Below are 25252 nucleotides of genomic sequence, written 5' to 3'. Positions count from 1 at the left end.
CTTATTATCTAATTAAAGAATGATATTCGTTATGCAATAAAGCTAGGCCTGCTTGGAACCGATAAAAGGCGCTTTATGAAGCCACTCATCCGAGGTGATTTGCGCCAACATAAAATGGCCTAGATCAAGGCGAGTAACTGCACCTTTTGGCATAGCAACATCACTTGCTACTACCTTACCATTGGCCGGTTTACCGACAAGAAAAGCACCACGAACAGAGACCCACTCAATTTCTTTATGCTGTTGCAGTACTTCCATTTCCGCTTTTTTCGCTGGGATCATGCCGTTATTGATCAGGTTAACCATAAACCGCATTGCTTTACGCTTAAAGTCTAGCGTTTCACCCGGCATCACACTGCCAGCACCATTAATGCTAACCAAACGCTTAATACCGAGCGTATTCATAGCAGACACAATGATTTCCGTCGCGGCTTTAAACACCTCAGCCTGATTCGGTTCTTTCTTGCCACCGGCCATATTGATCACGGCATCACAGCCTTCAAATGTTTGTAAAATGGCGGCTTCGTCTTGGATTAAGCCTTCTACCACAGTGACCTTGTCGCGTAATGCCCCAAGCTTTTCTGGAGACCGAACTAAGACCGTCACGTCATGTCCTTCCGACAAAATGGCTTCTAATACGGGTTTACCAAGCATTCCAGTTGCACCTAATAATGCTATTTTCATGATGTTTCCCTTCCTTTTATAAAGGTCTCTTTATCTATTTAAAACAAGTTAATTCAATTATTTTTACAAAGTCAAAATAATTGAGAATGAACATGGTTACCATCTTGTACGAAGAACAGATTAGTGTCACTTTTTAACTGTTATTTCTCTCTTAATCTTGGGTTATATCTCTTTGCCTTGAGGATAAGGGCTTATCTATTTTTATATGATTTTTGGCTTTTATCCATTGGGTTTTCATAAAGAGTGTTGGCACCAAAGAACCTGTGACCTAATAAAAACTGGTCTAGGTGTTGGCGCTGTGATGCTCAAAGACTCATTTGGCAATGAAATCGGCTGGAATTCATTACTAAAGTGTTAGTTTTGTTTTCAACTTCATCTCAAGTAACCCAGAAGTGTATTTATTAATAGAGCCTTAGGGATGTTAGCTATTCCAGTTCCGTTTGCAGTGTTTGTACTATCTGTTGATGCATCACATCGACCACGGTGGATTTTTGCGACCGTTTGCTGCGTAAAACAGCCACCTTCATAGATTGCAACTCAGGTAAGCTGTATTCCGTCGGTAGGTTTTGTAAAATTTTCAGTTCACTAGGAATGCTGCAACGGGTCAGGGCGGCGATGGCTAATCCGCTTTCGACGGCGGCAAGCTGCCCAGATAGTCCCGAGCTTTTATACACAATGCGATAGCTTTTGTGGCATTGTTTTAATGCGGAAATGGTTTCTATTTGTGCCATGCTGCCGGCCTCATAAACGGCGATTGGCAAAGGTTTTTTACGCCATATTTCATATTTTTCCGCTCCGACCCACAGCAGGGGTTCTTGAAAAAGCAATTGGCCTTGCCCTTTTTTATCTTGCGAGACTAACGCAATATCCAGCTCATTATTATGGATGCGAGGAATAAGCGATGTTGATTGTTCGCAGGTTAACTCAATTTCTACCCCAGTATGGCGGCTAGAAAAATGCCTTAATATGGGGGACAAATACAGGGCGTAATCATCTGGCACACCGATGCGAATTAGCCCAGATAATTGCTTTTTGAACAGTGCATCATGAGCTTCATTTTGAAGGTCTAAAATTCGACGAGCATAGGTCAGTAACTCTAGGCCTTTTGGTGTAACCTCTAAGTGATGCGGTCCTCTTGATAGCAGCTCGCTACCGACCAAATTCTCTAATTTCTTGATGTGCATGCTGACAGCGGATTGGGAGCGATAAATCAAAGGCGCAGCCGCCGATAAGGACCCAGTATCGACCACCGCAATAAAGGTCCGTAACCAGCTGATTTGAAAATCGGGATGAGTCATCATTTTCACCTTTACTAGAGACCTTTTCACGAAGTCGCGAGCAAAGCCAAGACGAGGAAAAAATAGACGAAAAAGCGGACACTAACATGGATGTAAGTGTTAGGGCGACGCAGGATGCCAAAGCCGCGTTTATGGGTTATAAATGAGCACTTTGAGTCTATTTTTAACAATGTATTGGTACGTACAGCAGTCGTGCAATGGTCTCTATTATTCGTTTATCAAATAATAACATAACCAACTATTCGTTTTACTATTTTATTCAGCTAAGCGACTCTATCGCCAAAGCAAAATAGCCTGATGGTAAGAGGAACAATTATGTCGTCTGAAATGGTCAATACGAAGCCACACTCTTCTGGCTTATCGGTAAATCGGGGTTTGGTTTATGTGGGGTTGGCGGCTACCGCATGGGGGACAGGCGGCGCCGTCGCGGCGATGCTTTATGAGTACAGTGGTCTTGGCCCGGTCGCCGTGTCATTTTGGCGATTCGCCATTGGCGTCGGCATATTGGCATTAGCGGCTTTTATGATGAGTTCTAAAGAGCAACGGCAAGCAAGAAGCGATTTTATTGTTAACTGTTGGGGGCGTGTTGTTGTGATTGGCATTGGGTTAGCCATTTACCAGACGGCCTATTTTGCGGCGGTACAGCGCAGCGGTTTAGCCATAGCAACGGTCGTGACCTTGGTGTTAGGGCCGATTCTGATTGCCATTGGCGCCTATCTGACCATGGGGGAGCGAATCACTAAGCTGGGCATACTGACCATTGCTTGTTCCATTCTGGGGCTTACTTTGTTAACAAGTGGTGATGCAGAATCTAACTCAATATGGGGGCTGTTTTTTGCTTTGTTATCGGCTGTTGGCTACGCCTGCGTGACCTTAATGGCCAGAGCAATAGGACGATACAGCCAGAGCGATCAATTTAATGTCACCCTGTTTGGCAATGCCGTTGGAGCCGCTTGTTTGTTACCTTTTTCCATAGTAGAAGGCATGATTCCTGTGTCTGACCAGCTTCTTCACAGTGTCATTTTGCTCGGCTATTTAGGTTTCATTCCAACGGCAATCGCCTATTTATTGTTTAATATGGGGCTTTCAGCCATCCGAGCCACCACCGCCTCTATCTTAGTGCTGGTGGAGCCCATTACCGCAACCGCGATAGCCGTCTTATTCTTGAATGAGAAACTGACGCTAATAGCAGGATTTGGGCTGGTCATATTGATGGGGTCGGTTCTTATCTTGGCTCTGTCTGAGAACAGCAGGAAAGGGTAAGTCTTTTAGTTAGTGCAAAGCGGGGGTCGACAAAAGTCGATTCTAACCACAAGACCTATTATCATGGTCAGCACAAAGCTATTACGACCAATTTATTACCGAGAAGCGTTTTACTATGTCTCTACCCGCCTGTCCAAGTTGCCAATCCGAATACGTCTACCAAGACCAAGAACTGCTCGTTTGTCCCGAGTGTGGCTACGAGTGGAACCCTGTTGCCGTGGCGGAAGAAGAGGCCATAAAAGTCCAAGACTCAAATGGCGCATTGTTAGCCGTCGGCGATAAAATCACCTTCATTAAAGACCTAAAAGTGAAGGGCAGTTCACAGTCATTAAAGATCGGCACCAAAGCCGTGATCAAACGTATTTACGATAAAAAAGACCACCAACTGGATTGCAAAATCGACGGCGCAGGTGAAATGATGGTGACTGCAAAATTCGTTAAAAAAGCCTAGGCTTCCTTTAACCACGCCACCGCAACAGGTATCCTTAACTTTTTAAGAGTCAACGAGAACACATTTATGATAAACGACAACGACATAATCGACACCCTAGAAGAACTAGAAACGTTTCTTTTATTAGTAGAAAAAGGCGGTTTAGGCTTAAACAATGTAGAAGGCGTTGCCTTAGCTACCGACAACAAAACAGGCAAACCCTTTATTGCCGTGTTAGACAACAATCATCAGCTAGTACTCGGCCGTTGGGTCACACAAGACGTGTTTGATAATGGAAAAGACATGGTTCGCAGAGGGCCCAATAAGATTCATTAAGCATACCGCTCCCTGTTTCCTCCCTTTTTCAAGGGGAGATACAAGGGCTAGGGTGGGGTTATTCTCTATATGGCTCTAAGTGCATAAATGATGTTCGAATATTGGAAGTGTATTTAGTGGGTTTGGTTAATGCAGCTAGCAAAGGTGCTGTTTTGCAATGTCTGTTACAGTAGAACGAACTTGATTGATTTCTAACGTTTATGTGCCCATGTATTTATACTTGAAATAGCAAACACGCCACCGAAAAATAATAAGGCAAGTGATATTAGTCCAACAAAGTGTATGTTATTGAGGTTATCTGGCTCTACCCATTTCCAAAGTAGTGGAATTGCAAATAATAAACCAGCAGTTAAGCGGTAAATACCTAGTGTCGTATCGCCAACTGCACCAATATACTTAATTATTGTCTTTGCAGTTCTCTGATTATCAGGACTAATCTTATACCCATAAAGCCAAAGGAATAATGCAGAAAAAAAATGAGTAACAAAGAACAGCAAAAAGTAAAAGAATAGATAATCAGGTACAACAGCTCCAGATACAAATTCTTTAAGCTGGTTGATCCCCTCTCGATATTGAACAATCAATGCTGGTATCACTCCAGTAGCACATACAAGCAATGTTTCTTTGGGTAATATTTTCATCTTTTAGTTATAGTCTTCGCGTAATGGGCATGATTTTACATACTTTTAGGCAATTAACTAATGTTGATTTTGGCAAGCTCAACTTTGAACCCCATATTAATTAGTCTTCTTGCATGATGCCGAAGATTTACTTTGGAAAAAAACGGCAAATGAAGGTCTCCGGCATTCTTTTGCATAATCGCAAGAACAATTCTGTATTTTCGAGGGTTATCTTCACTATTAAAATTTACACTCAAGTACGTTTCCTCTAGGTGCTTATTGACCTGCTCTTGCACACTGGGGTCATTCAAAAGGAAATCGGTCGCCACTGATGCTTGTGAGAATAGATGACTCAAAACAGATGAAGAACCATATTTCTTGACGTGAATAAATGCATCACACTGAGAAAGTAAATCACAAAATTCAAGTCTATTACCCGTACCTTTTGGATGAATCCACTGCTGATCCAGCAGCGCAAAATTTTCACCATCGGCTATTTTTCGCAAATACTCACCTTCTTTCATTCCATTATAGGGAGGAAATTCAATTTGACACCTATCTAAAGAATTGAAGAAGTTGTTTACCGACCCAGAAAATTCACTGTCAATACGGTACCATTTTCCATCATTTAAAATGTATGTTTCATCATTCAGGGGTAGCTCGCAATTCATACAGTGAAATACTGGCCAGCCTCCAATATTTTTTTCTTCTGCATTAAATTTCAATATCTCCCTTCTTTTTAATGCGTCAACTGTTATAGGTTTTCTGGGCTTTGATTTGGCTATATAAGTTGATAGATCTAGCTCGCTATGGAAGCATGGAGATTGGCCTTTTCTTATATTGTAGACAAACCCCGAAAAATCATTGTAATCGATAACTTCTGGTGGAGAAATCCATACGTCATCATATCTCCCTTCATTTAAAAGCTTAACCATTTCTTCATTTAGCTGTTGAAGTAGTGATGGGTCAGAGACAAACTGAATAAAATCCACCCAAGGGTATTTTTGTTGATATTTATCATCTCTATAAGCTACAAGTAGTCTTTTTGCTAAATCTGGGAATATATCCAACTCGATTTCAGTATTTATTGAAACAGAGTCGCAACCTGATACCACCTCCGAACTCTCAGTATCACTGTCTTCAACTACAGCGCAGATTGATTTTAATATTTCTTGATCAAACTCAAAATCAAAGTCATTTACATTTGTGTTTTTTGATGTTTGCGAACGCGTATTCAGAGAAACCTTTTCTAAAGTTGATTTATCGATTGACTTTATTTGATCGGAATCTCCTAGATTGAGGGTAACCCGTAATCCAAATCCACGCTCCACCATAAATGATTTTAACATTGACCTACCATGTCCAAAGGTAAACGCAAATAGTCTGTTTTCAATATTTACAACTAAAAGCCCTTTAACACTTTCCGACCTAAAAATATTTGGATCAATACCATTTATATTATTAAATAATTTTGACCATTTTGGTTCTGAGTGAGTTTTTTTAATATAAAGGCCACAGGGCGTTCCATTAATTTCTATAGGAGTTCTCTTAGATAATTTCTCCTTGTCTAAGGCATCCTCTTCATTTACACCTGCCTTGATCAAGTAGCAAACTACATTCAGTTTCATTAGATGTGACTCCATGTCAGTTACCTAATGCCTCGTTAGAGGCAATAAAATAGTTGTTTAAAAAGCGTCGAAGGAATAAAGTCGATTGTTTTGTCTTTTTCAATGGCTTGTTATATTTACAATTCGATCATGTCCGCGATTTGATAACCAAGGTTAGTAATTCTAAATACTTCACCTTTATGACCACGATCTTCGATCAACTCTTCAACCTCGAGTTCTTGTATAGCTGATTTCCAGCGAGCTACCTCTCTTGGTTCTTTAGATAAAATCAAATTTTTTCCATTTGTTTGCACGTCATCACCGCCACTATAGCTTAGAGACATAATTCTCCCATCACTATCGAGGCTAGCTTCTTTAAGTAGTATACGAGCTTCGTTTGATAATTTTGGAATTGAAGTATCTGATTCTAGTATTTCGCTTTGAGGTAACAATGAATCATTTGCCTCAAACTTAAATAAAGAGTGTTCATTAAGTTTAAGTTGAAGGTGGCGATAAAATCTTTCTTTGAAATCAGAGTGGCTATCATAACCTTCATATAAGCCACGAGATCGACAAGAATTTTTGAACCTACTTAATTCCGAATACTGGTCAGGGTCAACGGTATCTATTACGACTGGTTGACTCGAAAAATAGAGCATTGCGGGCTTTTCAGAGGTAATATGTTTTTCAATCTCTTCAACAGTTCCACTTGCATACTCAGTTGTGGCTGTTCCAATACGAGTCCAGAAAACACCGACAAGAAAGTCACATTTGTCCAAAATTTGATTGTTTATAATTTCTTGAGGTGATGCTCCCATTTCTGGAGATGAATGAGACTCCCATCCAACAGGCAGCAAAACAATATTTCGTAACTTAGAATGAACAGCATTCCATTCATAAATCACATCTCGAATGATTGCTCTTTCAGATGCTACATCCCCCGGTGAAGCAATCATTACATTGAATACTTTAGCTTCGTAACTCATATCCTAAACTTTCCTTGCAAATGTAACTATTTTTAATAGTGCATACGCATGTTGAGAGAATTTCAAAAACCTCTAAATAATTTTATAAAGCTCTTCACAAAACCAAAACTGGAAAAGCGAGCATGCGAATTTTTTTATTTAATTTATTAGGAAGACTAAATGAAGAGGTAAATTCCATCTCTACACAAACCCTCCCTGATCATGCTTAGACGTTACTATAAAATGCGTTTTAAAAACCACTTTTAATTTGTGTGTTTTCTTTAATGTACGAGTGTTTTGTAAGGCGTGGTTACTTTTTAATTGGGCGGATATTAGCTAGGTAAAGCAAAACTTATTACGCAAACGCTTTGCGCTCTCCGTGCTTTCCTTCCAACTTTCCCAAAGCCGACTTCTTCCTCTGTCGTAAATTGTCATTCGCTGGACGTTCCCAAGCATTAGGGTGTAATTCTTTGACTCTATTATCGATGTGAGAATTTCGCACGATTATATGTACTCGTCACATAGTGCCAAGCTCTCATGCGATTCTCATGCGATATAAACGGTTTCGATCCGTTGTAATTTTTTCCACCACTCCAGCAGCCGTTTGAATCGGTTGTTTATGTAAGGGAGCTGATCTGATGCAGCATTATTCAGGCTTTGGGTTGTTAAAGCACAGTTTTAGCCATCATGAAAACTGGCAGCGGGTGTGGCGTAATCCAACCCCTAAAAAGAAATACGATGTGATCATTGTCGGTGGCGGTGGTCACGGTTTGGCGACGGCGTATTACTTGGCTAAAGAGTTTGGTGTCACCAATGTTGCGGTCATCGAGAAAGGCTTTTTAGGCGGTGGTAATACCGCACGTAATACGACGATTGTGCGTTCCAATTATTTATGGGATGAAGCGGCACATTTATACGAACATGCCATGAAACTGTGGGAAGGTTTGTCCCAAGACCTTAACTACAATGTGATGTTTTCCCAACGGGGTTGTTTGAACCTCGGTCATACCTTGCAAGACATGCGAGATATTGAGCGCCGTGTGAATGCCAACCGTTTAAACGGTATTGATGGCGAAGTATTAGACGCTCAGCAAGTGCAAGAAATCGTTCCTGTTTTAGATTGTTCAGACCGAGCTCGTTACCCAGTGATGGGCGCGTCTTGGCAGCCGCGTGCGGGTGTCGCGCGTCACGATGCGGTGGCATGGGGGTTTGCCCGTGGTGCCGATGCTCATGGTGTGGATTTGATCCAACAAACCGAAGTGCAAGATTTGATCATTGAAGACGGAACCGTGGTGGGTGTGCGTACAGCCCAATACGGTGAAATCCGTGCAGATCGAGTGGGTTGTGTGGTCGCTGGTAATTCCAGTGTGTTGGCGAAAATGGGTGGCTTTGAGTTGCCATTAGAGTCCCATCCTTTACAAGCCTTGGTATCTGAACCCATCAAGCCGATTCTGGATACGGTCGTCATGTCTAACCATGTTCACGGTTACGCGAGTCAGTCCGATAAGGGGGATTTAGTGATCGGTGCGGGGATTGATGGCTACAACGGTTATGGTCAGCGCGGTTCTTACAGCACCATCGAACATACTATTCAAGCGGTGTTGGAAATGTTCCCTGTGTTTAGCCGAGTACGCATGAACCGCCAGTGGGGCGGCATTGTTGATACGTGTCCAGATGCTTGTCCGATCATCAGTGAAACACCAGTGAAAAACTTGTTCTTTAACTGTGGTTGGGGAACGGGTGGTTTTAAAGCCACACCGGGCTCTGGTCATGTTTTCGCGGCGTCTTTGGCGAAGGGCGAAATGCACGAATTGGCTAAGCCTTTTTCTATGTTCCGTTTCCATAACGGAGCCTTGGTAGATGAACACGGTGCAGCGGGTGTTGCCCACTAATCGGGTGAATACCGAGTTAGCAGGTTAATACCGATTTAGGAGAAAAAGAATGTTTCATATTTATTGCCCTCATTGTTGTGAGTACCGCGAAGAAGAAGAATTTCATGCTTCTGGGCAAGCGCATATTCCTCGTCCATTAGACCCTGACGCTTGCACGGATCAAGAGTGGGGTGAATACATGTATTTTCGTAAAAACCCAAGAGGCATACATCACGAACTTTGGGTTCATGCGGCGGGTTGTCGTAAGTTTTTTAACATTACTCGCGACACTCAAACTTACGAAATTAAAGAAGTCTACAAGATTGGTGAACAGCCATCTGTTGTGGCCAATTCAGATCAATAAGGGAGCGATTACATGACATCTAGCTCACATACACATGGTTCACAGCAGTCTAATCGTCTTCAGGATGGTGGCCGAATAGATCGCTCTAAAACGCTGACCTTTACTTATAACGGCAAGCAATACAAAGGCTATGCAGGGGATACGTTAGCCTCTGCTTTGTTAGCCAATGGTGTGGATATTGTTGGCCGAAGCTTTAAATACAGCCGACCTCGCGGCATTGTGGCGGCGGGAGCAGAAGAGCCAAATGCCATCATGCAAGTGGGTGCGACAGAAGCGACGCAAATTCCTAATGTTCGTGCCACTCAGCAATCTTTGTACGATGGTTTGGTCGCAGGTACGACGAACGGTTGGCCAAGTGTCGAAACCGATTTGATGGAATACGTAGGTAAGGTTGGTGGGAAAATGATGCCACCGGGCTTTTACTACAAAACCTTTATGTTCCCGCAATCCATGTGGGAAACCTACGAGACATACATTCGTAAAGCGGCAGGCCTTGGTCGTGCGCCAAAGGAAAGAGATCCAGATAGTTACGACAAAATGAATCAGCACTGTGATGTGATGATCGTTGGCGCAGGTCCAGCAGGGCTGGCGGCGGCATTAACGGCAGCACTGGCTGGGGCACGAGTCATTATTGCCGATGAGCAAAGCGAGTTTGGTGGCAGCTTATTAAGCAGCACAGAAACCTTAGATGGAAAGCCAGCGTCTGAATGGGTCACTGATGTGGTGAAAGAATTAGCCACTTTTGATGATGTGATGATGTTACCTAATTCACAAGTTAATGGTTATCACGATCACAACTTCTTAACCATTCAGCAACATTGTACGGATCAGTTTGCAGATCGTGCGCCTAACGGTCAGGTCGCCCAGCGTTTGCATCGTGTTCGTGCGAAATGGGTGATTCTGGCAACAGGTGCTCATGAACGTCCTTTGGTATTCGGTAATAACGATGTGCCCGGTTGCATGGTTGCCAATGCGGTATCGACTTATATAAACCGTTATGGCGTGGTGCCGGGTAATGATTTGGTGCTAATGACGTCAAACGATAACGCTTACCGCACCGCGTTAGATTGGCACGATGCGGGTCGTAATGTGGTAGCGATTGTGGATTCGCGTAAGAATCCTCAAGGAACCTTGGTAGACGCAGCAAGAGAACGCGGCATTACCATCATGGTTGGCTCTGGTGTGATCGATGTCCAAGGCGGCAAACGAGTAACGGGCGTTTCGATTGCACCGTTAAATGATGCTGGCGATGAAGTGGCTGGTTCCATCGTGAAGATGAAAGCCGATACCGTCGCTTCATCTGGTGGTTGGAGCCCAGTGATTCACCTGTCATGCCACACTGGCGCTCGTCCTGTTTGGAACGATGACATTCTAGGCTTCACACCAGGAGCAACGGTTCAGAAACAACTTACTGCTGGTGCGATTAACGGTTCTTTTAGTACCGCTCAGGCATTGTTAGAAGGGTTAAGTGCTGCTCAGGATGCGGTACAACTGTTGGGATTGACAGAAGTTGAAGTGGCTTTGCCAGTGACGGAAGAAATCACAGAAAGCAAAGCGATGGCTTTGTTCCATATACCGCACACTAAGCCAACGGCTAAAGCCCCTAAACAGTTTGTAGATTATCAGAATGATGTGACCGCAGCGGGTATCGAATTGGCGTGCCGTGAAGGGTTTGAATCTATTGAACATGTTAAGCGTTATACCGCCATGGGATTTGGTACTGACCAAGGCAAACTTGGCAACATTAACGGTATGGCGATTGCGGCAAAAACGCTAAATCAAACGATTCCTCAAACGGGTACGACCATATTCCGACCGAACTATACGCCTGTTACCTTTGGTGCAATAGCGGGTCGTGATTGTGGTGCTTTGTTTGATCCAGAACGTTACACGGCGATGCATTCTTGGCATGTGGAACATGGCGCCAAGTTTGAAGATGTTGGCTTATGGAAGCGTCCTTGGTATTACCCAAAGGCGAATGAAACCATGCAAGACGCTTTGAACCGAGAATGTGTCGCAACGCGAGAATCTGTCGGCATTTTAGATGCGTCTACTCTCGGTAAGATTGATATTCAGGGGAAAGATGCCCGTGAATTTCTAGGTCGTGTTTACAGTAACGCATGGGCAAAATTACCCATTGGTAAATGTCGCTATGGCTTGATGTGCGGCGAAGACGGCATGGTATTCGATGATGGTGTGACGTCTTGCCTAGGCGAAAATCATTTCTTGATGACCACGACTTCTGGCGGTGCGGCGCACGTATTAGAGTGGTTAGAAATTTACCATCAAACCGAATGGCCTGAGTTAGAAGTGTATTTCACTACGGTGACTGACCATTGGGCAACCATGACGATCTCTGGTCCGAATAGTCGTAAATTGTTAGAAAAAATCACTGACGGTGATGTTTCTAAAGACAGCATGGGCTTTATGGATTGGAAAACAATGAAGGTTGCTGGCATTCCTGCGCGTGTTTTCCGCATCTCTTTCACGGGGGAATTGTCCTTCGAGATAAACGTGCAAGCGAACTACGGTTTGCATGTGTGGAAAGCATTATTTGAGCATGGAGAAGAGTTTAACCTTACGCCATATGGCACAGAAACCATGCATATATTGCGCGCTGAAAAAGGCTTCATTATTGCGGGACAGGATACAGATGGCTCTGTGCACCCATTTGATTTAGGGCTTTCTTGGGCTGTCGCGATGAAAAAGCCATTTAGCTTTATCGGTAAGCGAGGTATGCAGCGAGAAGACTGTGTTCGTCCAGATCGTAAGCAACTTGTAGGCTTGAAAACCATTGACCCAAAAGTCGTGCTACCAGAGGGCGCGCAAGGTGTGCTTGATCCTAATGCGCCGATCCCTATGCCAATGGTTGGTCATGTTACTTCCAGTTATTGGAGCGCTAATTTGAATCGTTCTATTGCCATGGGCTTTGTTAAGGGGGGATTGGAAAAAATGGGCGAGAAAGTCTTTTATCCATTGGCAGATGGTCGCGTGATCGAGGCCGAAATTTGTAACCCTGTGTTCTTAGATCCAAAAGGGGAGCGTCAACATGTCTGATGTCACGTTAGAAACACCAGAAGAACAACCAATCAAATTGGTCGAAAATCAGCTACCCGACGACAACACGGTAGGTGACAAAGTGGTCGGTGAAAGCCCTTTACATCATGCTGATTTAGACAGTATCGCTCAAAAAGGCCCACAAGAAGGTGGCGTGTATTTTAGGGAACAAAAACTAATGGGCATGCTGACGTTACGTTGTGTGCCTTCAGCCGCACAACAAAAAACCATTAAGTCTTTGCTTGGTGTTGCTTTACCAATGGAACCATTAACGTCGGTCACGAAAGGAGAAGGTGAAGAGGCTATTTCTGTGCGTTGGATTAGCCCCGACGAATGGCTAATTATCGTAGCGGGTGATAAAGCGTTTGAGCTGGAAAGTCGTTTCCATGAAAAGCTTAAAGGCCATTTTTCTATCGTAAATGTGAGTGGTGGTTCGACTATTTTTGAGGTGTCTGGTGATCATGTTGTGGACATGCTGAAAAAATCGACAGCGGTGGATTTTCACATTAGTGAGTTTCCCGTTGGAAAAGTGGTATCGACTGTTTTTGCGAAAAGTGGTGCCGTCATTTGTCGTATAGGTGAGAAGCATTTTGAATTGGTGGTTCGTCGTAGTTTTGCGGATTACTTATGGTTATGGATTCAAGATGCGAGCCGTGAATATGGTTTGGCGGTAAAAGCCTAATCCTTTTCAGCCTTTTGAACTGGTTGCTTCCCTACTTGGCGACCGGTTCTTTTTTATTGATTAAGATATTAAGAGATAGTGTTATGAAGCCAAAAACCGCTCCTTGGATCTTTACTGCCAATTGCCCAAGTATTATCGGCACGGTGGATGTGGTGACGCGCTACATGGCTGAAGCGGGTAACTACATAGACGAGATACATTCTTTTGATGACCGAGAGTCAGGCCGCTTTTTTATTCGCATTGAATTTTTGCCACAGGGGGAAAACTTTAGTGCCGATGTGTTTGCCAAAGCCTTTGCAGCCCGTGCGGCTGAGTTCAATATGGAGTGGCAACTGACAGCACCAGACCATAAGCCAAAAGTGGCCATCATGGTGTCGAAATACGACCATTGTTTGAACGACTTACTTTATCGCTTTAGAACGGGGCAGCTAGATATCGACGTGACTGTCATCATCTCTAATCATCCAGATTTAGAAGATCTCGCGAAATGGCATGGCATTCCCTATTATCATCTGCCCATTACCCCTGAGAGCAAGCTAGAGCAGGAAGCCAAAGTTCGTGAGTTAATCGAGAAATACGATACCGAGCTGGTGGTGCTTGCTCGTTATATGCAGGTACTTTCCCCTAGCATGTGTGAATATCTAGATGGTCGAGCGATTAATATTCACCACTCTTTATTGCCCGGTTTTAAAGGCGCTCGCCCTTATCACCAAGCGTGGGAGAAAGGCGTAAAAATGGTCGGTGCGACGGCCCATTATGTAAACAATGACTTGGATGAAGGCCCAATTATTTCCCAAGGTATTCAAACGGTTAATCACGCTCACTATCCTGAAGATCTGGTGGCGAAAGGCCAAGACATAGAACGGGTTACCTTGTTTAACGCGGTGAAATGCCATATAGAAAAACGGGTGTTTTTAAATGACAAACGTACCGTGGTACTTGGTGGCTAGGCTTTGTAGCTTAGAAAACTTATTGAGGTTTCTAAGCTAAGAAAAGAGTTTAGCCGAGTTAGATCACCCGGCCTGAATTCAATATTCCATTCGGGTCCATCGCACTTTTTAAGGTTTTCATTAGGGCGACTTCTTCTGGGGTTCTGGAGTGGTGTAAATACTTTTTCTTTAATACGCCAATGCCGTGTTCAGCGGAGACAGAACCTTTGTATTCGCCTGTGACGCCCATGATCATAGCGGAGATAGCGTCTAGGTCTTGTTCCGAGCCGGTTCCCGCGCACACGTGTAAGTTGCTGTCACCAATGTGGCCAAAGATGCGTAGTTTGACGTTAGGGAAGGCTTCGTAGAGGGCCGGTTCAAGTTGCTCTATAAAGGCTTTCATCTGGCTGATAGGGACACTGATATCGGTATTTACCACAGGGCCCATGGTGGTCAGAAGTTCGCCGATACCATCGCGAATCGTCCAAAAAACATCGGCTTCTTTCAATGACTGAGCAAGAATGGTATCGGCAATGATGCCGTCTTCGATGGCTTCAAATAAGACACTCGAAAACTGTTCCATATCGTGAATACGGTCTTGGCTTTTGTATTCCACCAAGGCATAAAATGGGTATTTTTCTATAAACGGGCTTTTTGCCTGTTCAACCGTTTCGACCACTTCATCATAATAATTGGCCCACATGACTTCGAATGAAGTAATGCCATCGCCGAGTGTGGAGAAGGTTTTTTTAAGCAGTTTTAACACGCTGGTGAAATCGGGCAGGGCGCACAATGCGGTTTGTGTGGATGTCATTTTAGGGTAAAGGCGCATTACCGCTTTTGTCACAATCCCTAGGGTGCCTTCTGAGCCGATAAACATATGCTTTAAGTCGTAACCCGCGTTGTTTTTTAGCATTTTATTCAGCGAGCTAATGATGGTACCGTCAGGAAGTACGGCTTCTAAGCCAAGGACGAGAGATCTTGTTGCACCATAGCGTATGACCTGATTGCCGCCTGCGTTGGTTGCAACAACACCGCCGACAGTGCAGGTGCCACGAGAACCCATATCAAGAGGTAAAAAAAGCCCGGCTTCATCGGCCGCTTCTTGCACCACTTGTAATGGCGTACCAGCATGGGCAGTGATGGTCATAGAGTCGACATCCACTTCAATAATGCCAGACATTTTTTCTAGGGAAATGGCGATCTCACCCTCTTGTGGCACCGCGCCACCACTAATACCTGTCATACCGCCTTGGATAACAACCGCTTGCTTGGCGCTATTACATATTTTTAAAATGCTGGCTACCTCTTCAGTTGAGGACGCTCTAACCACGGTACTAGGCAGTAACCCTTCTAAACCACTCCAGTCTGTTTTGTATTTGTCGCCGACTGAGGCGCCTGTAATAACCGCTTTTTCTCCAAGAGTGTCCGTAAGTTGTGAGATAACATCATTCATGAATAGAGCCTAAAATTGTTTGATCGTTATTGTTGTAGGGCAGAATGCTTGCCGATTTAAGAGTCTACATGATGAAGGCAGGTGGCGACTACCATAAAAAAACCGTTCAGAGGAACGGTTTTTTTATGGAGATCAAAGAGCTCTACAAGAAGTTTAACGCCATAAGAAACCTGAATGACGCCACCCGAATAAAGAACCAGAATAGATTCTTTCCGCAGGTTGGTTGTTCGAAATCGCAGCACCAAAACAAACATGCAGAGGCAATAAGTGGTCTTCTCTACGGTGACAGTTACGCGCCGCAGGAGCCGATGCCCAATTGGTAAGCTTTTCTTTTGCTTGTTCAATAGGCGTAGAGGTAAGGGTTTCCGTTAGCCAATGATCAAACTGAACACTGTGGTCAAAGGTGGCATCGCGTTCATGAAATGTCATGCCTGACCCAACAATCAATACCCCTTTTTGACGTAGTGAAGTGATGGCTTCGCCTAAGGCGATGTGTTTGGCTGGATCCAAAGAGTTCAATAAAGACAGCTGTACAACGGGAATATCAGCGTTAGGGTACATCAGCATTAAAGGTACGAATACACCATGATCGTAGCCTCTTTTATCATCCAGTACACAATCAATGTGGTGGGATTTTAATAAGTCAGCCACTTCCTGAGAAATTGCTGGATTGCCCGGTGCTGGGTATTGATATTCATACGTTTCAGGTGGAAAACCACCGTAATCGTAAAACATCTTTGGCGCTGGTGACGAAGACACCATAGCCACTTTTCCTTCCCAATGACCACTAATGATTAAGATGGCTTTAGGCGTTTTTAATTCAGTATGAATGTTTTTTAAAAAGCCAATAAGATCTTTATGACCGGGTTCGCCCATAAGGGGCATGGGCCCTGCACCGTGAGGTACGTAGATAACTGGCATTAACTCATTTGTATCGTGAGTACTATTAAGCTCTGGCATAAAAATACCTATGTTTCATCGTGATGTTTGATGACATCCAAATAGAGACCTTTGCACGACTGCTGTGCTTACCAATACATTGTTAAAAATAGACTCAAAGTGCTCATTTATAACCCATAAACGCGGCTTTGGCATCCTGCGTCGCCCTAACACTTACATCCATGTAAGTGTCCGCTTTTTCGTCTATTTTTGCCTCGTCTTGGCTTTGCTCGTGACTTCATGCACAGGTCTCAAATAGAAGTTTAGATAGAGAAAGACCACCAAAGGGTGGTCTTTGTTCGTTATTTAGACCAAGGTTTTAAGCGATAGCTGCTTGGTTTTTACCGAATACAACACTGTGTTTTTTGTTAACAAAGAAGATAACAATTGAGAAGACAAACAACAGCGCAGCTACTGGGAAGCCTTGTGGGTCAAACATAAGGTGGTAGTACATTGCACCAGCCATGATTAAACCCAAGCCAACAGCGGCGAGAGAGCTAAGTTTCTTGATGAAAATACCAATCGCACCAGCAATCTCGCAAGCGCCAATGAAGTATCCGAAGAATACTGGTAAACCAAGTGTTGCAAATGATTGATGCATCATTTCAACACCCATCAGTTTACCAACACCGCCAGCAAGAAATGCCAATGCAGTAAGTCCAAGAATTGCCCAAAAGCCGTATTTTTTAAATGTATTCATAAGTCACCCGTTATGTTCGTTTCGTTGATGTAAGCCAGTATAGAGAATGATGGGTTAATTAAAATTGATAGTATTTTATGTTCTGGTTAATTTTTAGTTATGTTGTTGATGGTTATGTATGGCGTGTACCATCAATATGAATCAGACCACACAGGATACTTTTCGGTACTTCCTGGCGCAGAGCCAAGCATGCTGGAAGCCAATACAGCACTAGAAAAAGCCTTACTACCAGCAGGAGAAGACTTGGCTTTTCTGGAGAAGGCAATGCCAGAAGTCGTCATAGATGTTTATATTGCTGTTATGTCGTCCTAAATGTATGCATAGGTGAATAGCAATAAAAACCGTTAAATAAATGCCTTTATCGAAAAGTATTTATTGAAAATTTTTCAAGAGCTTCTAATCTAACAAAACCATTTTGTTAAAATTGCATTTCATTAAAAATGAAACGCATCTGTTTTATAAATGGTGGTAGATGTGTAAAGCAGGCGGGTTTGTCTGCTGAGGCATCAAATAAAAATAAATATAATAAAGGTATTTGTACATGAAGTACTCAATTGTAAACAGGATTTGTGCGTCCAGTGCATTGCTTGCGAGCTTTGCTATCTCCTCTATGGTTTATTCGGAAGAATCTAACTCGATTAATAATGCCGCATGGCAATGTCCCTCGTCTGGCTTATATTTTTGCGACGATTTTTCTCACAATAACACCAATAATTGGAGCCTCTATCCAGATAATATCAATGCGCTAAAACCGAATGGTGCATTCGATATTGTTAACGATAATGGCAACTATGTACTGCGTCATACCTCTGGCACATCGGGCGGTATTATTGCTTTAGCCACACCAGAAGCGATGAGTGGGATCACTTCAGACTATTATGTGGAAGCCAAAATACGCCCACGTAATAACTCCTCGGCAGCAAATAAACAACTTTATTTGTTGGCTCGCTATCAGGATGGTAACAACTGGTATGCAGGCGTGATGAACGTGCAAAACTCCGTCAGCAGCACCCAAGTAGAAATTGCCAAAATGACCAATGGTGCGCTTTCTCGCATGAAGAAAGTGAAATCACCTATCGTTCAAGGTGCTAAGGGCGAGTTAGACGGTCAATGGTATTCCTTAAGATTAGTGGTGAAGGGCGATACGCTGACGGTCTATTTTGATGGTGACAAATTAGCCAGCATCACGGATGCGACGTTCACCGATGCTGGCACCATTGGCCTATGGACGGCCAATAAGTCGTTTGAAATTGATGACATAAAAGTCGGTAATGCCGATGACATTCCTGCTTCATTAGTTATTTCACCCAGTGAAACACGTTACGACGCAGAAGTGGGAGACGCTGCAAAAGTGATTACCGTGATCGCCAAAACCGAGCAAGGTGAGGCCGATTCCATCAGCGTTGTTTCCAGTGACCCTGCTGTCGTTGAAGTGACTCAGGAAAATGGCTCCGTTACCCTAACGCCGGTGAGTGCGGGTGAGGCAACGGTTACCTTCCGTAGTGGTTCAAATTTGCAGCGTAAAATAGCCGCGAGCATTGCGCCTCGATTTGTGATGCCATTGGCAAGCTACGATTTTACCCATCAACTGTCGCCAACTCAGGGTGAGCTAAATGCCTACGAAGATACTCAGTTAACACTGCGCTTTGATTCCGAGCCAACCTTGGGGGAAGGTTCTATTCGTATTTTCAGAAGCAGCGATGATGCGTTGATCGATAAAGTCAGTTTAACAAATGAGTCAGACACTTTTGGGGCGAATAAAACCAGAACAATGAAAACAAACCCCGTCCGTATCAATGGCAATACGGCCAGTATTTCATTGCATACGAATACATTAGAAGCGGGTGTTAACTACTATGTTGCCATCTCAGATACGGCTTTTTCAGGGGCTACCTTAGCGGGTCAAGTATTTAAGGGCATTGGTAAGCAAAGTGCTTGGACATTTACTACGCGTTTGCATCAACCTGATGCAAATAAAGCGGAATACTTGGTGGATTACCATGACCACTATGCGGATTTTCGTACTGTGCAGGGCGCTTTGAACTTCGTGATGAAGCACTTTTCTGTCGATGAACCTGTCACCATTAGAATTAAAAATGGGGTGTATGAAGAGCCATTATTCTTGGTTGATAAAAACAATGTCACGATCAAAGGCGAAACGAAAAATGGCACCATTATTCGTTATAAAAATAACGAAGGCATGAATTCAGGTTCAAGCAACCGTGCTGTCTTTTTAGCGAAAGATGTCGACATGCTCACGCTGGATAACTTGACGTTGAAAAACACCACCTTGATTGGTGATGGCCATCAAGCAGAAACCATTACTTTTAATAGTCCTAACGGCCGTTTAATTGCCACTAACTCCGCCTTTATTAGTGAGCAAGATACCTTGCACCTAAAAGGCTGGACCTGGTTCTACAATACGCTTGTGGCGGGTAACGTAGACTTTATTTGGGGCTACAGCAAAGCATCACTTTTTGAGAAAAGTGAAATCCGAACCCTAGGCGACTCCCGTGGCAAAGTGGGCGGCGGCTACATACTGCAAGCACGAGTTCAGGATGAAGGTGACGTGGGCTATGTTTTCTTAAACTCGCGACTCACTCGCGGTAACGGTCCTCTGGGTCATCCTATCGTAGACAAGTCAACTTACCTTGGTCGTAGCGGTGGTTGTTCTGGTTGTTACGACAATATTGTTTTTGTGAATACGCACATGGATAACCACATCAAACCAGTGGGGTGGTTAAATGAGCCATTACCAACGCCCAGTATTGCCCAAAGTGTTGCAGGCTGGCGCGAATTTAATTCCATGGATTTCAATGGCAACAAACGCGACCTTGCCGATCGCTTGGCAACGCATTCCTATGAATTAACCGAAAGTGAAGTCGCTAATCACTACTGTTCTCGCGCTCAGATCTTTTCGGCGTTTGACGGCGGAAAAGGTTGGAACCCGATGCCAGAGAACAAAGAAAACTGTGGCGTGGATGGCTATAACGACAATGGCACAGGTACGGGGGGAAACTCAAATAACAGTGCATCAAGCTCCGCTGCGGCGCCAACATTGCCAGCCGCACAACTGGCAGGGGCTAACAACGAACCGTTAACCAATGGGTTACCTTCATTTATGGATAACCTTGTTGCTAATGCCACCCAGGTCACCTCAACAGATGAATTAGTGAGTGCGATATCGACAGCAAGGGCGGGCGATGTTATCTACATTCGCCAAGGGACTTACAATATGTCGTCTACCATTGTGTTGGAACAGAGTGGTACAGAGGCTCAGGCCATTGTTTTGAGTGCCTATCCGGGAGATGAACGACCAATCATTGACTTTTCTAGCATGACGGAACATTTTGAGCATCGAGGCTTTGATGTGCTTGGCAATTACTGGCACATCTATGGCTTTGACATTCAACGTGCTGGCGATAATGGCATGCACATGAGCGGTTCCCATAATACGGTGGAATTTATGTCATTCCGTGGCAATGCGGATACTGGGTTGCAGTTGGATCAGGGAGCCTCTTATAACTTTGTGAAAAACTCAGATTCCTACTACAACGCCGACTCTACCCAAGAAAACGCCGATGGCTTTGCTGCAAAACTGGGTGTAGGGACGGGGAATTACTTTTACGGGTGCCGAGCGTATCAGAACTTAGACGATGGTTTTGATGGCTACTTGCGTGACAATAACCAAGATATTCTCACCACGTGGGAATATTCTTGGATGGTGCGTAACGGCTATCAGGAAAATGGCAGCAAAGGACTTGGCGATGGCAACGGCTTTAAAACCGGTGGCAGTGATGATAAAGACTTGGCCCATAATGGCCTTTACCTGAACACCATTGCCGCAGGTAACAGCAAAGATGGCTATGACCAAAACAGTAACCGCGGCAAGGTGACTTTGCACCATGCCATTGCCTACGCGAACCATCGTAACTACGGTTTAAGCGATGGCGCGGAACGTATTCTCAATAAACTAGAGATCAAAAATAGCATCTCATTAAATACTATCAGCAGTGATAAATTTGGTGCGCTAGAAGAAAACATGTCAAACAACAGTTGGGATAACGATACCGCGTCATCAGCGGATTTCGTGAGCCTAAACATGGATGAACTATTAGGTATGCGTCAGGCCGATGGCAGCTTACCCGTGGTTAATTTTTTTCAACTAAAAAGTGACAGTGATTTGATCGATGCTGGCGTAAACCTAGGTTTAAATTACAGTGGCTCGGCACCTGATCTTGGTGCCTTTGAATCTCTCTGAAAAGTTGATCGTAAAGGGTCATCTGATTTTTATGCATGACTTAGATCAAAATTTAAAGGGCTAAATCCATAAAGATTTGGCCCTTTGTATTTTTTACCTTGAGTGAAGTCGAGTATACTTTGCTGCATCTTAAACCCATTGCCATGGCGAAGTACCTTTATGACCCAGTCCCATTCTCATGTTGATATTGCTGATGACCTTAAGGCTATTGTCGGTAGCCAGTACACATTATTAGACGAAGATAAGAAACAGCCCTATTGCCGAGGGTTTCGTCTAGGGGCAGGTAATGCCTATGCCGTGGTGCGTCCCGGTAGTTTGGTGGAAATTTGGAAGGTATTAAAAGTCTGTGTCGATGCCGATGTGATCGTCATCATGCAAGCGGCCAATACCGGTTTGACGGGCGGTTCAACCCCGAACGGCGAAGACTATGACCGTCCGATTGTGGTGATCAGCACCATGCGCATTGACGATATCCAACTGGTTGACCAAGGCAAGCAAATTATTGGATTTGCAGGCAGCACCTTATTTGGTCTAGAAGACACCCTTAAGCCCTACGGACGAGAACCCCATTCAGTGATTGGCTCGTCTTGTATTGGTGCATCCATTGTGGGTGGGATTTGTAATAACTCTGGTGGGGCCTTGGTACAGCGTGGGCCAGCTTATACGGAAATGTCCTTGTACGCTCAAGTCACTAGCGACGGAGAGTTACAACTGGTCAACAACCTAGGCATCGACCTTGGGGCGAAGCCAGAGGAGATTCTAGAAAATCTGCAAAACAAACACTACAAAGAAAAAGACGTACATTTCCCCGACAAACGGGCTTCCGACAATGAATACCATGAACGCATAAGAGACGTGGATGCCGAAACCCCATCCCGCTTTAATGCTGACCCGCGCCGCTTATACGAAGCCTCTGGTTGTGCTGGTAAATTGGCGGTGTTTGCGGTGCGCATTGATACCTTCCCAATTCCTGAGAAACACCAAGTGTTTTACATCGGCACCAATGACCCTGCGGTCATGGAGCAAATGCGCCGAGACATGTTGTCTACCTTTAAAAACCTCCCCGTGTCTGGTGAGTATATGCACAGAGACAGTTACGACATCAGTAAAAAATACGGTAAAGACAGCTTCTTGGTGATCGACAAACTCGGCACCAAATACATTCCTAAAATGTTCGCCCTTAAGCGTACGGTAGACAGATGGGCAGGCAAATTTAAATTCATGCCGAGCAAATTTTCTGACCTGTGTTTGCAGTATTTTAGCCAGTTGTTTCCAAACCATTTGCCCAAACGCATGGAAGAATACCGAGACAAGTACGAACACCACTGGATAGTGGAAACCTGTAACGAAGGGGTAGACGAAGCAAAAGCCTACCTAGAAAATTTCTTTAAAGAACACGAAGGCGATTTTATCGAATGCACCGATGAGGAAGCCGACAAAGCCATTTTGCATCGCTTTGTTACCGCTGGCGCATTGGGCCGTTATCATTTAATGAAAGGCAAAGACCTAGGGTCTATCATGACCATCGACGTGGCGTTCCCACGCAACGAGCTCGACTGGTTTGAAAAACTCCCACCAGAGATCGATGACAAAATTGCCGTGAAAATGTACTACGGGCATTTCTTTTGTCACGTCATGCACCAAAACTACATCATGAAAAAAGGCGTGGACGCCAAAGCGGTGAAAGCGGAAATCCTCGCTAGCTACGATGCCCGTGGTGCGGAATACCCAGCAGAGCATAACGTAGGCCATGAATACATAGCCAAACAAGCCTTGCGTGATTTCTACCAACAGACAGACCCAACCAACGCCCTTAACCCAGGAATCGGCAAAACCAGCAAACTGAAAAACTGGCAGGTATTGAGCGACGATCACGACCATACGGGTTGTGGCTGTTAAAGCGAAAGAGTCTTAAGGGTTTTATATGACAAAGCCGAGGCGTTAAAAAAACGCCTCGGCTTTTTAGTGTAGAAATAAGTATTAATTGGTTTTGTAAAAATGTAACGGTAGGCTTCTGTCCCTATCACGTCCTCTGTAATAAGATGTCTGAAATTTTCTAAATGGAATAGAAGCCAACCATGTCACATTACGATCAGCTTATAGCGCATTACCAAACCATTCATCATTTCAATCATGCCCAAGCCATGTTGGGTTGGGACGCAGCGGCCAATATGCCAGCAGGCGGTAGCGAAGCACGCTCAAACGCTATGGCGGAGTTATCGGTTCATGTTCATAGGTTATCGACTCAGCCACAGTTAGAAGACTGGTTTGGCCATGCCGAACAAGCGCCATTAACCACCGAGCAACAAGCCAGCCTGCGTGAAATGAAACGACAGTGGCAACAAGCGACCCTAGTGCCAGAAAAACTGGTTCAGGCGCAATCCATCGCCGGTTCTAAATGCGAACACACTTGGCGTACACAACGACAAGAAAACGATTGGAAAGGCTTCGAGAAAAACTGGAAAGAAGTGGTGGCCTTGTCCCGTGAAGAAGCCAAAATCCGTGGTGAAGCACTAGGGCTGACCGCTTACGATGCCATGCTCGATAAATTTGAACCGGGCACCACAACGTCCTCCCTTGATATGTTATTTACTGATGTAAAAACATGGCTGCCAGAGCTAATAGAAAAGGCATTGGAAAAGCAGCGATCCGACTCTATCATTTTGCCATCGGGCACTTTTTCAACCGATAGACAAAAAGCCCTTGGTTTAGAGGTGATGAAGTTACTTCAGTTTGACTTCAACCACGGCCGATTAGACCAAAGCGTTCATCCATTCTGTGGTGGCGTACCCTCTGATGTACGCATAACGACCCGTTACGATGAAAAAGACTTTGTGCAAGCGCTGATGGGCATAGTGCATGAAACTGGCCATGCCCGTTATGAACAAGGTTTACCGAAAGCCTTTTCCGGTTTGCCCGTGGGTGAAGCACGATCCATGGGGATACATGAATCCCAATCGCTTTTCTTTGAAATGCAGGTAGGGCGCAGTAAGTCGTTTATTTCACATCTTTCTCGATTATCAATGGATGCCTTTAACGCCCATCAAGACCCCGTATTTGCCGAAGAAAACCTGTATAAAATCTACACCCAAGTAGAGAAAGGCTTTATTCGGGTGGATGCCGACGAGCTAACCTACCCAGCTCACGTGATACTGCGTTATGAAATAGAGCGAGACCTCATTAACGGCGTAATCGAACACACCGACGTACCGGACATTTGGGACGAAAAAATGAAAGCCAGCCTTGGTCTTTCAACCCAAGACAACTATAAAAATGGCTGCATGCAAGACATCCATTGGACAGACGGCGCCTTCGGCTACTTTCCATCCTACACACTCGGTGCCATGTACGCCGCACAGTATAAAGCCAGCATGGTGAAAAGCCTTGATCTAGAAGTTGCCATTGAAAGTGGCGATCTAAGCCCCATCTTCCAATGGCTCAACGACAACATCTGGTCACAAGCCTCACTGCACAGCACGGATGAACTGGTCAAACGCGCCACCGGGGAGACTTTGAATGCCGCGCATTTTAGGAAGCATTTGGAAGGGCGGTATTTGTAGTTTAATTGGATTTTTAAAAGCTGCTTGTTCCCTCCCTTTTTTAAGGGGAGGGGTTATGTCTTTGTCGACTTCCACTCGAATGCTTTGCATTCATAAGCTTTATTCCGCTCTTTAATTCAGGTAAAAGCTGAGCGGGTAACTTCTTTCTTTGAAACAAAGAGCTGCGATACAAAACTTTAGTTTAAAGGAAAGCAAAAAGTCTTTTGTAGGACTTTCAGCCTAAAACGTCT

The 25252-nt window shown here is 44.3% G+C and carries 20 protein-coding genes; 12 read left to right on the top strand and 8 right to left on the bottom strand.

The annotated features are described in order from the left end of the window. Nucleotides 1-42 precede the first annotated feature (42 nt). Together I8J31_RS12170 and I8J31_RS12165 are read right to left on the bottom strand one after the other, a co-directional pair. Nucleotides 43-684, bottom strand: a complete 642-nt coding sequence (locus tag I8J31_RS12170) for an NAD(P)-dependent oxidoreductase (RefSeq protein WP_199468841.1) — start codon at nucleotides 682-684, stop codon at nucleotides 43-45. 425 nt (nucleotides 685-1109) lie between these two features. Beyond that, nucleotides 1110-1982, bottom strand: a complete 873-nt coding sequence (locus I8J31_RS12165) for a LysR family transcriptional regulator (RefSeq protein ID WP_199468840.1) — start codon at nucleotides 1980-1982, stop codon at nucleotides 1110-1112. A gap of 315 nt (nucleotides 1983-2297) precedes the next feature. Here I8J31_RS12165 and I8J31_RS12160 point away from each other — a divergent pair, with 315 nt between their 5' ends. The 3 genes from I8J31_RS12160 to I8J31_RS12150 all read left to right on the top strand — a co-directional run bounded on the left by I8J31_RS12160 (nucleotide 2298) and on the right by I8J31_RS12150 (nucleotide 4011). Beyond that, nucleotides 2298-3245 carry a DMT family transporter gene (locus I8J31_RS12160; RefSeq protein ID WP_199468839.1) on the top strand — a complete coding sequence of 316 codons (948 nt, stop codon included), beginning with the start codon at nucleotides 2298-2300 and terminating at the stop codon, nucleotides 3243-3245. A 115-nt stretch (nucleotides 3246-3360) separates the two neighbouring features. After that, entirely contained in the window at nucleotides 3361-3696 is a 336-nt protein-coding gene (locus I8J31_RS12155) for a zinc ribbon domain-containing protein YjdM (protein WP_199468838.1), read from the top strand. A 66-nt stretch (nucleotides 3697-3762) separates the two neighbouring features. Continuing rightward, a complete protein-coding gene (locus I8J31_RS12150; RefSeq protein WP_199468837.1) occupies nucleotides 3763-4011 on the top strand; it encodes a hypothetical protein in 249 nt (82 codons plus the stop codon). Nucleotides 4012-4202: 191 nt separating this feature from the next. On the opposite strand, the gene I8J31_RS12145 is transcribed toward I8J31_RS12150, so the two are convergent. From I8J31_RS12145 to I8J31_RS12135, 3 genes are all read right to left on the bottom strand, one after another. Beyond that, the gene (locus I8J31_RS12145; protein ID WP_199468836.1) at nucleotides 4203-4652 is read right to left on the bottom strand and encodes a hypothetical protein; all 450 of its coding nucleotides are present in this window, start codon (nucleotides 4650-4652) and stop codon (nucleotides 4203-4205) included. A 53-nt stretch (nucleotides 4653-4705) separates the two neighbouring features. Next, nucleotides 4706-6259, bottom strand: coding sequence for a TIGR04141 family sporadically distributed protein (locus I8J31_RS12140; RefSeq protein ID WP_199468835.1), 1554 nt, complete (start codon nucleotides 6257-6259; stop codon nucleotides 4706-4708). Between the two features lie 116 nt (nucleotides 6260-6375). After that, nucleotides 6376-7224 (bottom strand): DUF4062 domain-containing protein, encoded by an 849-nt coding sequence (locus I8J31_RS12135; protein ID WP_199468834.1) that lies wholly within the window; start codon nucleotides 7222-7224, stop codon nucleotides 6376-6378. Nucleotides 7225-7841: 617 nt separating this feature from the next. Here I8J31_RS12135 and I8J31_RS12130 point away from each other — a divergent pair. From I8J31_RS12130 to purU, 5 genes are all read left to right on the top strand, one after another. Beyond that, nucleotides 7842-9095 (top strand): sarcosine oxidase subunit beta family protein, encoded by a 1254-nt coding sequence (locus tag I8J31_RS12130; protein WP_199468833.1) that lies wholly within the window; start codon nucleotides 7842-7844, stop codon nucleotides 9093-9095. 49 nt (nucleotides 9096-9144) lie between these two features. Further along, nucleotides 9145-9438 carry a sarcosine oxidase subunit delta gene (locus tag I8J31_RS12125; protein WP_199468832.1) on the top strand — a complete coding sequence of 98 codons (294 nt, stop codon included), beginning with the start codon at nucleotides 9145-9147 and terminating at the stop codon, nucleotides 9436-9438. Between the two features lie 12 nt (nucleotides 9439-9450). Next, a complete protein-coding gene (locus I8J31_RS12120; RefSeq protein ID WP_199468831.1) occupies nucleotides 9451-12495 on the top strand; it encodes a sarcosine oxidase subunit alpha in 3045 nt (1014 codons plus the stop codon). Continuing rightward, nucleotides 12488-13177 carry a sarcosine oxidase subunit gamma gene (locus tag I8J31_RS12115; RefSeq protein ID WP_199468830.1) on the top strand — a complete coding sequence of 230 codons (690 nt, stop codon included), beginning with the start codon at nucleotides 12488-12490 and terminating at the stop codon, nucleotides 13175-13177. The genes I8J31_RS12120 and I8J31_RS12115 overlap by 8 nt, the downstream gene beginning before the upstream one ends. An 83-nt stretch (nucleotides 13178-13260) precedes the next feature. Next, nucleotides 13261-14127 (top strand): formyltetrahydrofolate deformylase, encoded by an 867-nt coding sequence (gene purU / locus I8J31_RS12110; protein ID WP_199468829.1) that lies wholly within the window; start codon nucleotides 13261-13263, stop codon nucleotides 14125-14127. A gap of 58 nt (nucleotides 14128-14185) precedes the next feature. Here the strand turns inward: purU and I8J31_RS12105 are convergent, their stop codons facing one another. From I8J31_RS12105 to I8J31_RS12095, 3 genes are all read right to left on the bottom strand, one after another. Beyond that, on the bottom strand, nucleotides 14186-15562 hold the full coding sequence (locus I8J31_RS12105) for an FAD-binding oxidoreductase (protein WP_199468828.1): 1377 nt from the start codon (nucleotides 15560-15562) through the stop codon (nucleotides 14186-14188). A 153-nt stretch (nucleotides 15563-15715) separates the two neighbouring features. Continuing rightward, nucleotides 15716-16522 (bottom strand): DODA-type extradiol aromatic ring-opening family dioxygenase, encoded by an 807-nt coding sequence (locus I8J31_RS12100; protein ID WP_199468827.1) that lies wholly within the window; start codon nucleotides 16520-16522, stop codon nucleotides 15716-15718. A 298-nt stretch (nucleotides 16523-16820) separates the two neighbouring features. Then, nucleotides 16821-17201 (bottom strand): DoxX family protein, encoded by a 381-nt coding sequence (locus tag I8J31_RS12095; protein ID WP_199468826.1) that lies wholly within the window; start codon nucleotides 17199-17201, stop codon nucleotides 16821-16823. A gap of 99 nt (nucleotides 17202-17300) precedes the next feature. Between I8J31_RS12095 and I8J31_RS12090 the strand changes: the two genes are divergently transcribed. The 4 genes from I8J31_RS12090 to I8J31_RS12075 all read left to right on the top strand — a co-directional run bounded on the left by I8J31_RS12090 (nucleotide 17301) and on the right by I8J31_RS12075 (nucleotide 25022). Next, nucleotides 17301-17513 (top strand): hypothetical protein, encoded by a 213-nt coding sequence (locus I8J31_RS12090; RefSeq protein WP_199468825.1) that lies wholly within the window; start codon nucleotides 17301-17303, stop codon nucleotides 17511-17513. A gap of 229 nt (nucleotides 17514-17742) precedes the next feature. Next, the gene (locus I8J31_RS20895; protein WP_233402750.1) at nucleotides 17743-21462 is read left to right on the top strand and encodes a pectinesterase family protein; all 3720 of its coding nucleotides are present in this window, start codon (nucleotides 17743-17745) and stop codon (nucleotides 21460-21462) included. A gap of 159 nt (nucleotides 21463-21621) precedes the next feature. Beyond that, entirely contained in the window at nucleotides 21622-23361 is a 1740-nt protein-coding gene (gene dld / locus I8J31_RS12080; protein ID WP_199468824.1) for a D-lactate dehydrogenase, read from the top strand. A 179-nt stretch (nucleotides 23362-23540) separates the two neighbouring features. Beyond that, entirely contained in the window at nucleotides 23541-25022 is a 1482-nt protein-coding gene (locus tag I8J31_RS12075) for a carboxypeptidase M32 (protein ID WP_199468823.1), read from the top strand. The last annotated feature ends 230 nt before the right edge of the window (nucleotides 25023-25252 follow it).

This window comes from Marinomonas transparens, assembly GCF_016463975.1.
GTDB classification, from domain to species: Bacteria; Pseudomonadota; Gammaproteobacteria; order Pseudomonadales; family Marinomonadaceae; genus Marinomonas; species Marinomonas transparens.
This window is presented reverse-complemented; position numbering and strand designations above follow the sequence as displayed.

Coding starts and splice junctions, on each gene's coding strand:
- I8J31_RS12120 (WP_199468831.1), top strand. CDS start 9,451: ATGACATCTAGCTCACATACACATGGTTCACAGCAGTCTAATCGTCTT.
- I8J31_RS20895 (WP_233402750.1), top strand. CDS start 17,743: ATGAAGTACTCAATTGTAAACAGGATTTGTGCGTCCAGTGCATTGCTT.
- I8J31_RS12095 (WP_199468826.1), bottom strand. CDS start 17,201: ATGAATACATTTAAAAAATACGGCTTTTGGGCAATTCTTGGACTTACT.
- I8J31_RS12105 (WP_199468828.1), bottom strand. CDS start 15,562: ATGAATGATGTTATCTCACAACTTACGGACACTCTTGGAGAAAAAGCG.
- I8J31_RS12140 (WP_199468835.1), bottom strand. CDS start 6,259: ATGAAACTGAATGTAGTTTGCTACTTGATCAAGGCAGGTGTAAATGAA.
- I8J31_RS12125 (WP_199468832.1), top strand. CDS start 9,145: ATGTTTCATATTTATTGCCCTCATTGTTGTGAGTACCGCGAAGAAGAA.
- I8J31_RS12145 (WP_199468836.1), bottom strand. CDS start 4,652: ATGAAAATATTACCCAAAGAAACATTGCTTGTATGTGCTACTGGAGTG.
- I8J31_RS12075 (WP_199468823.1), top strand. CDS start 23,541: ATGTCACATTACGATCAGCTTATAGCGCATTACCAAACCATTCATCAT.
- I8J31_RS12135 (WP_199468834.1), bottom strand. CDS start 7,224: ATGAGTTACGAAGCTAAAGTATTCAATGTAATGATTGCTTCACCGGGG.
- I8J31_RS12170 (WP_199468841.1), bottom strand. CDS start 684: ATGAAAATAGCATTATTAGGTGCAACTGGAATGCTTGGTAAACCCGTA.
- dld (WP_199468824.1), top strand. CDS start 21,622: ATGACCCAGTCCCATTCTCATGTTGATATTGCTGATGACCTTAAGGCT.
- I8J31_RS12130 (WP_199468833.1), top strand. CDS start 7,842: ATGCAGCATTATTCAGGCTTTGGGTTGTTAAAGCACAGTTTTAGCCAT.
- I8J31_RS12155 (WP_199468838.1), top strand. CDS start 3,361: ATGTCTCTACCCGCCTGTCCAAGTTGCCAATCCGAATACGTCTACCAA.
- I8J31_RS12165 (WP_199468840.1), bottom strand. CDS start 1,982: ATGACTCATCCCGATTTTCAAATCAGCTGGTTACGGACCTTTATTGCG.
- I8J31_RS12100 (WP_199468827.1), bottom strand. CDS start 16,522: ATGCCAGAGCTTAATAGTACTCACGATACAAATGAGTTAATGCCAGTT.
- I8J31_RS12160 (WP_199468839.1), top strand. CDS start 2,298: ATGTCGTCTGAAATGGTCAATACGAAGCCACACTCTTCTGGCTTATCG.
- purU (WP_199468829.1), top strand. CDS start 13,261: ATGAAGCCAAAAACCGCTCCTTGGATCTTTACTGCCAATTGCCCAAGT.
- I8J31_RS12115 (WP_199468830.1), top strand. CDS start 12,488: ATGTCTGATGTCACGTTAGAAACACCAGAAGAACAACCAATCAAATTG.
- I8J31_RS12090 (WP_199468825.1), top strand. CDS start 17,301: ATGTTGTTGATGGTTATGTATGGCGTGTACCATCAATATGAATCAGAC.
- I8J31_RS12150 (WP_199468837.1), top strand. CDS start 3,763: ATGATAAACGACAACGACATAATCGACACCCTAGAAGAACTAGAAACG.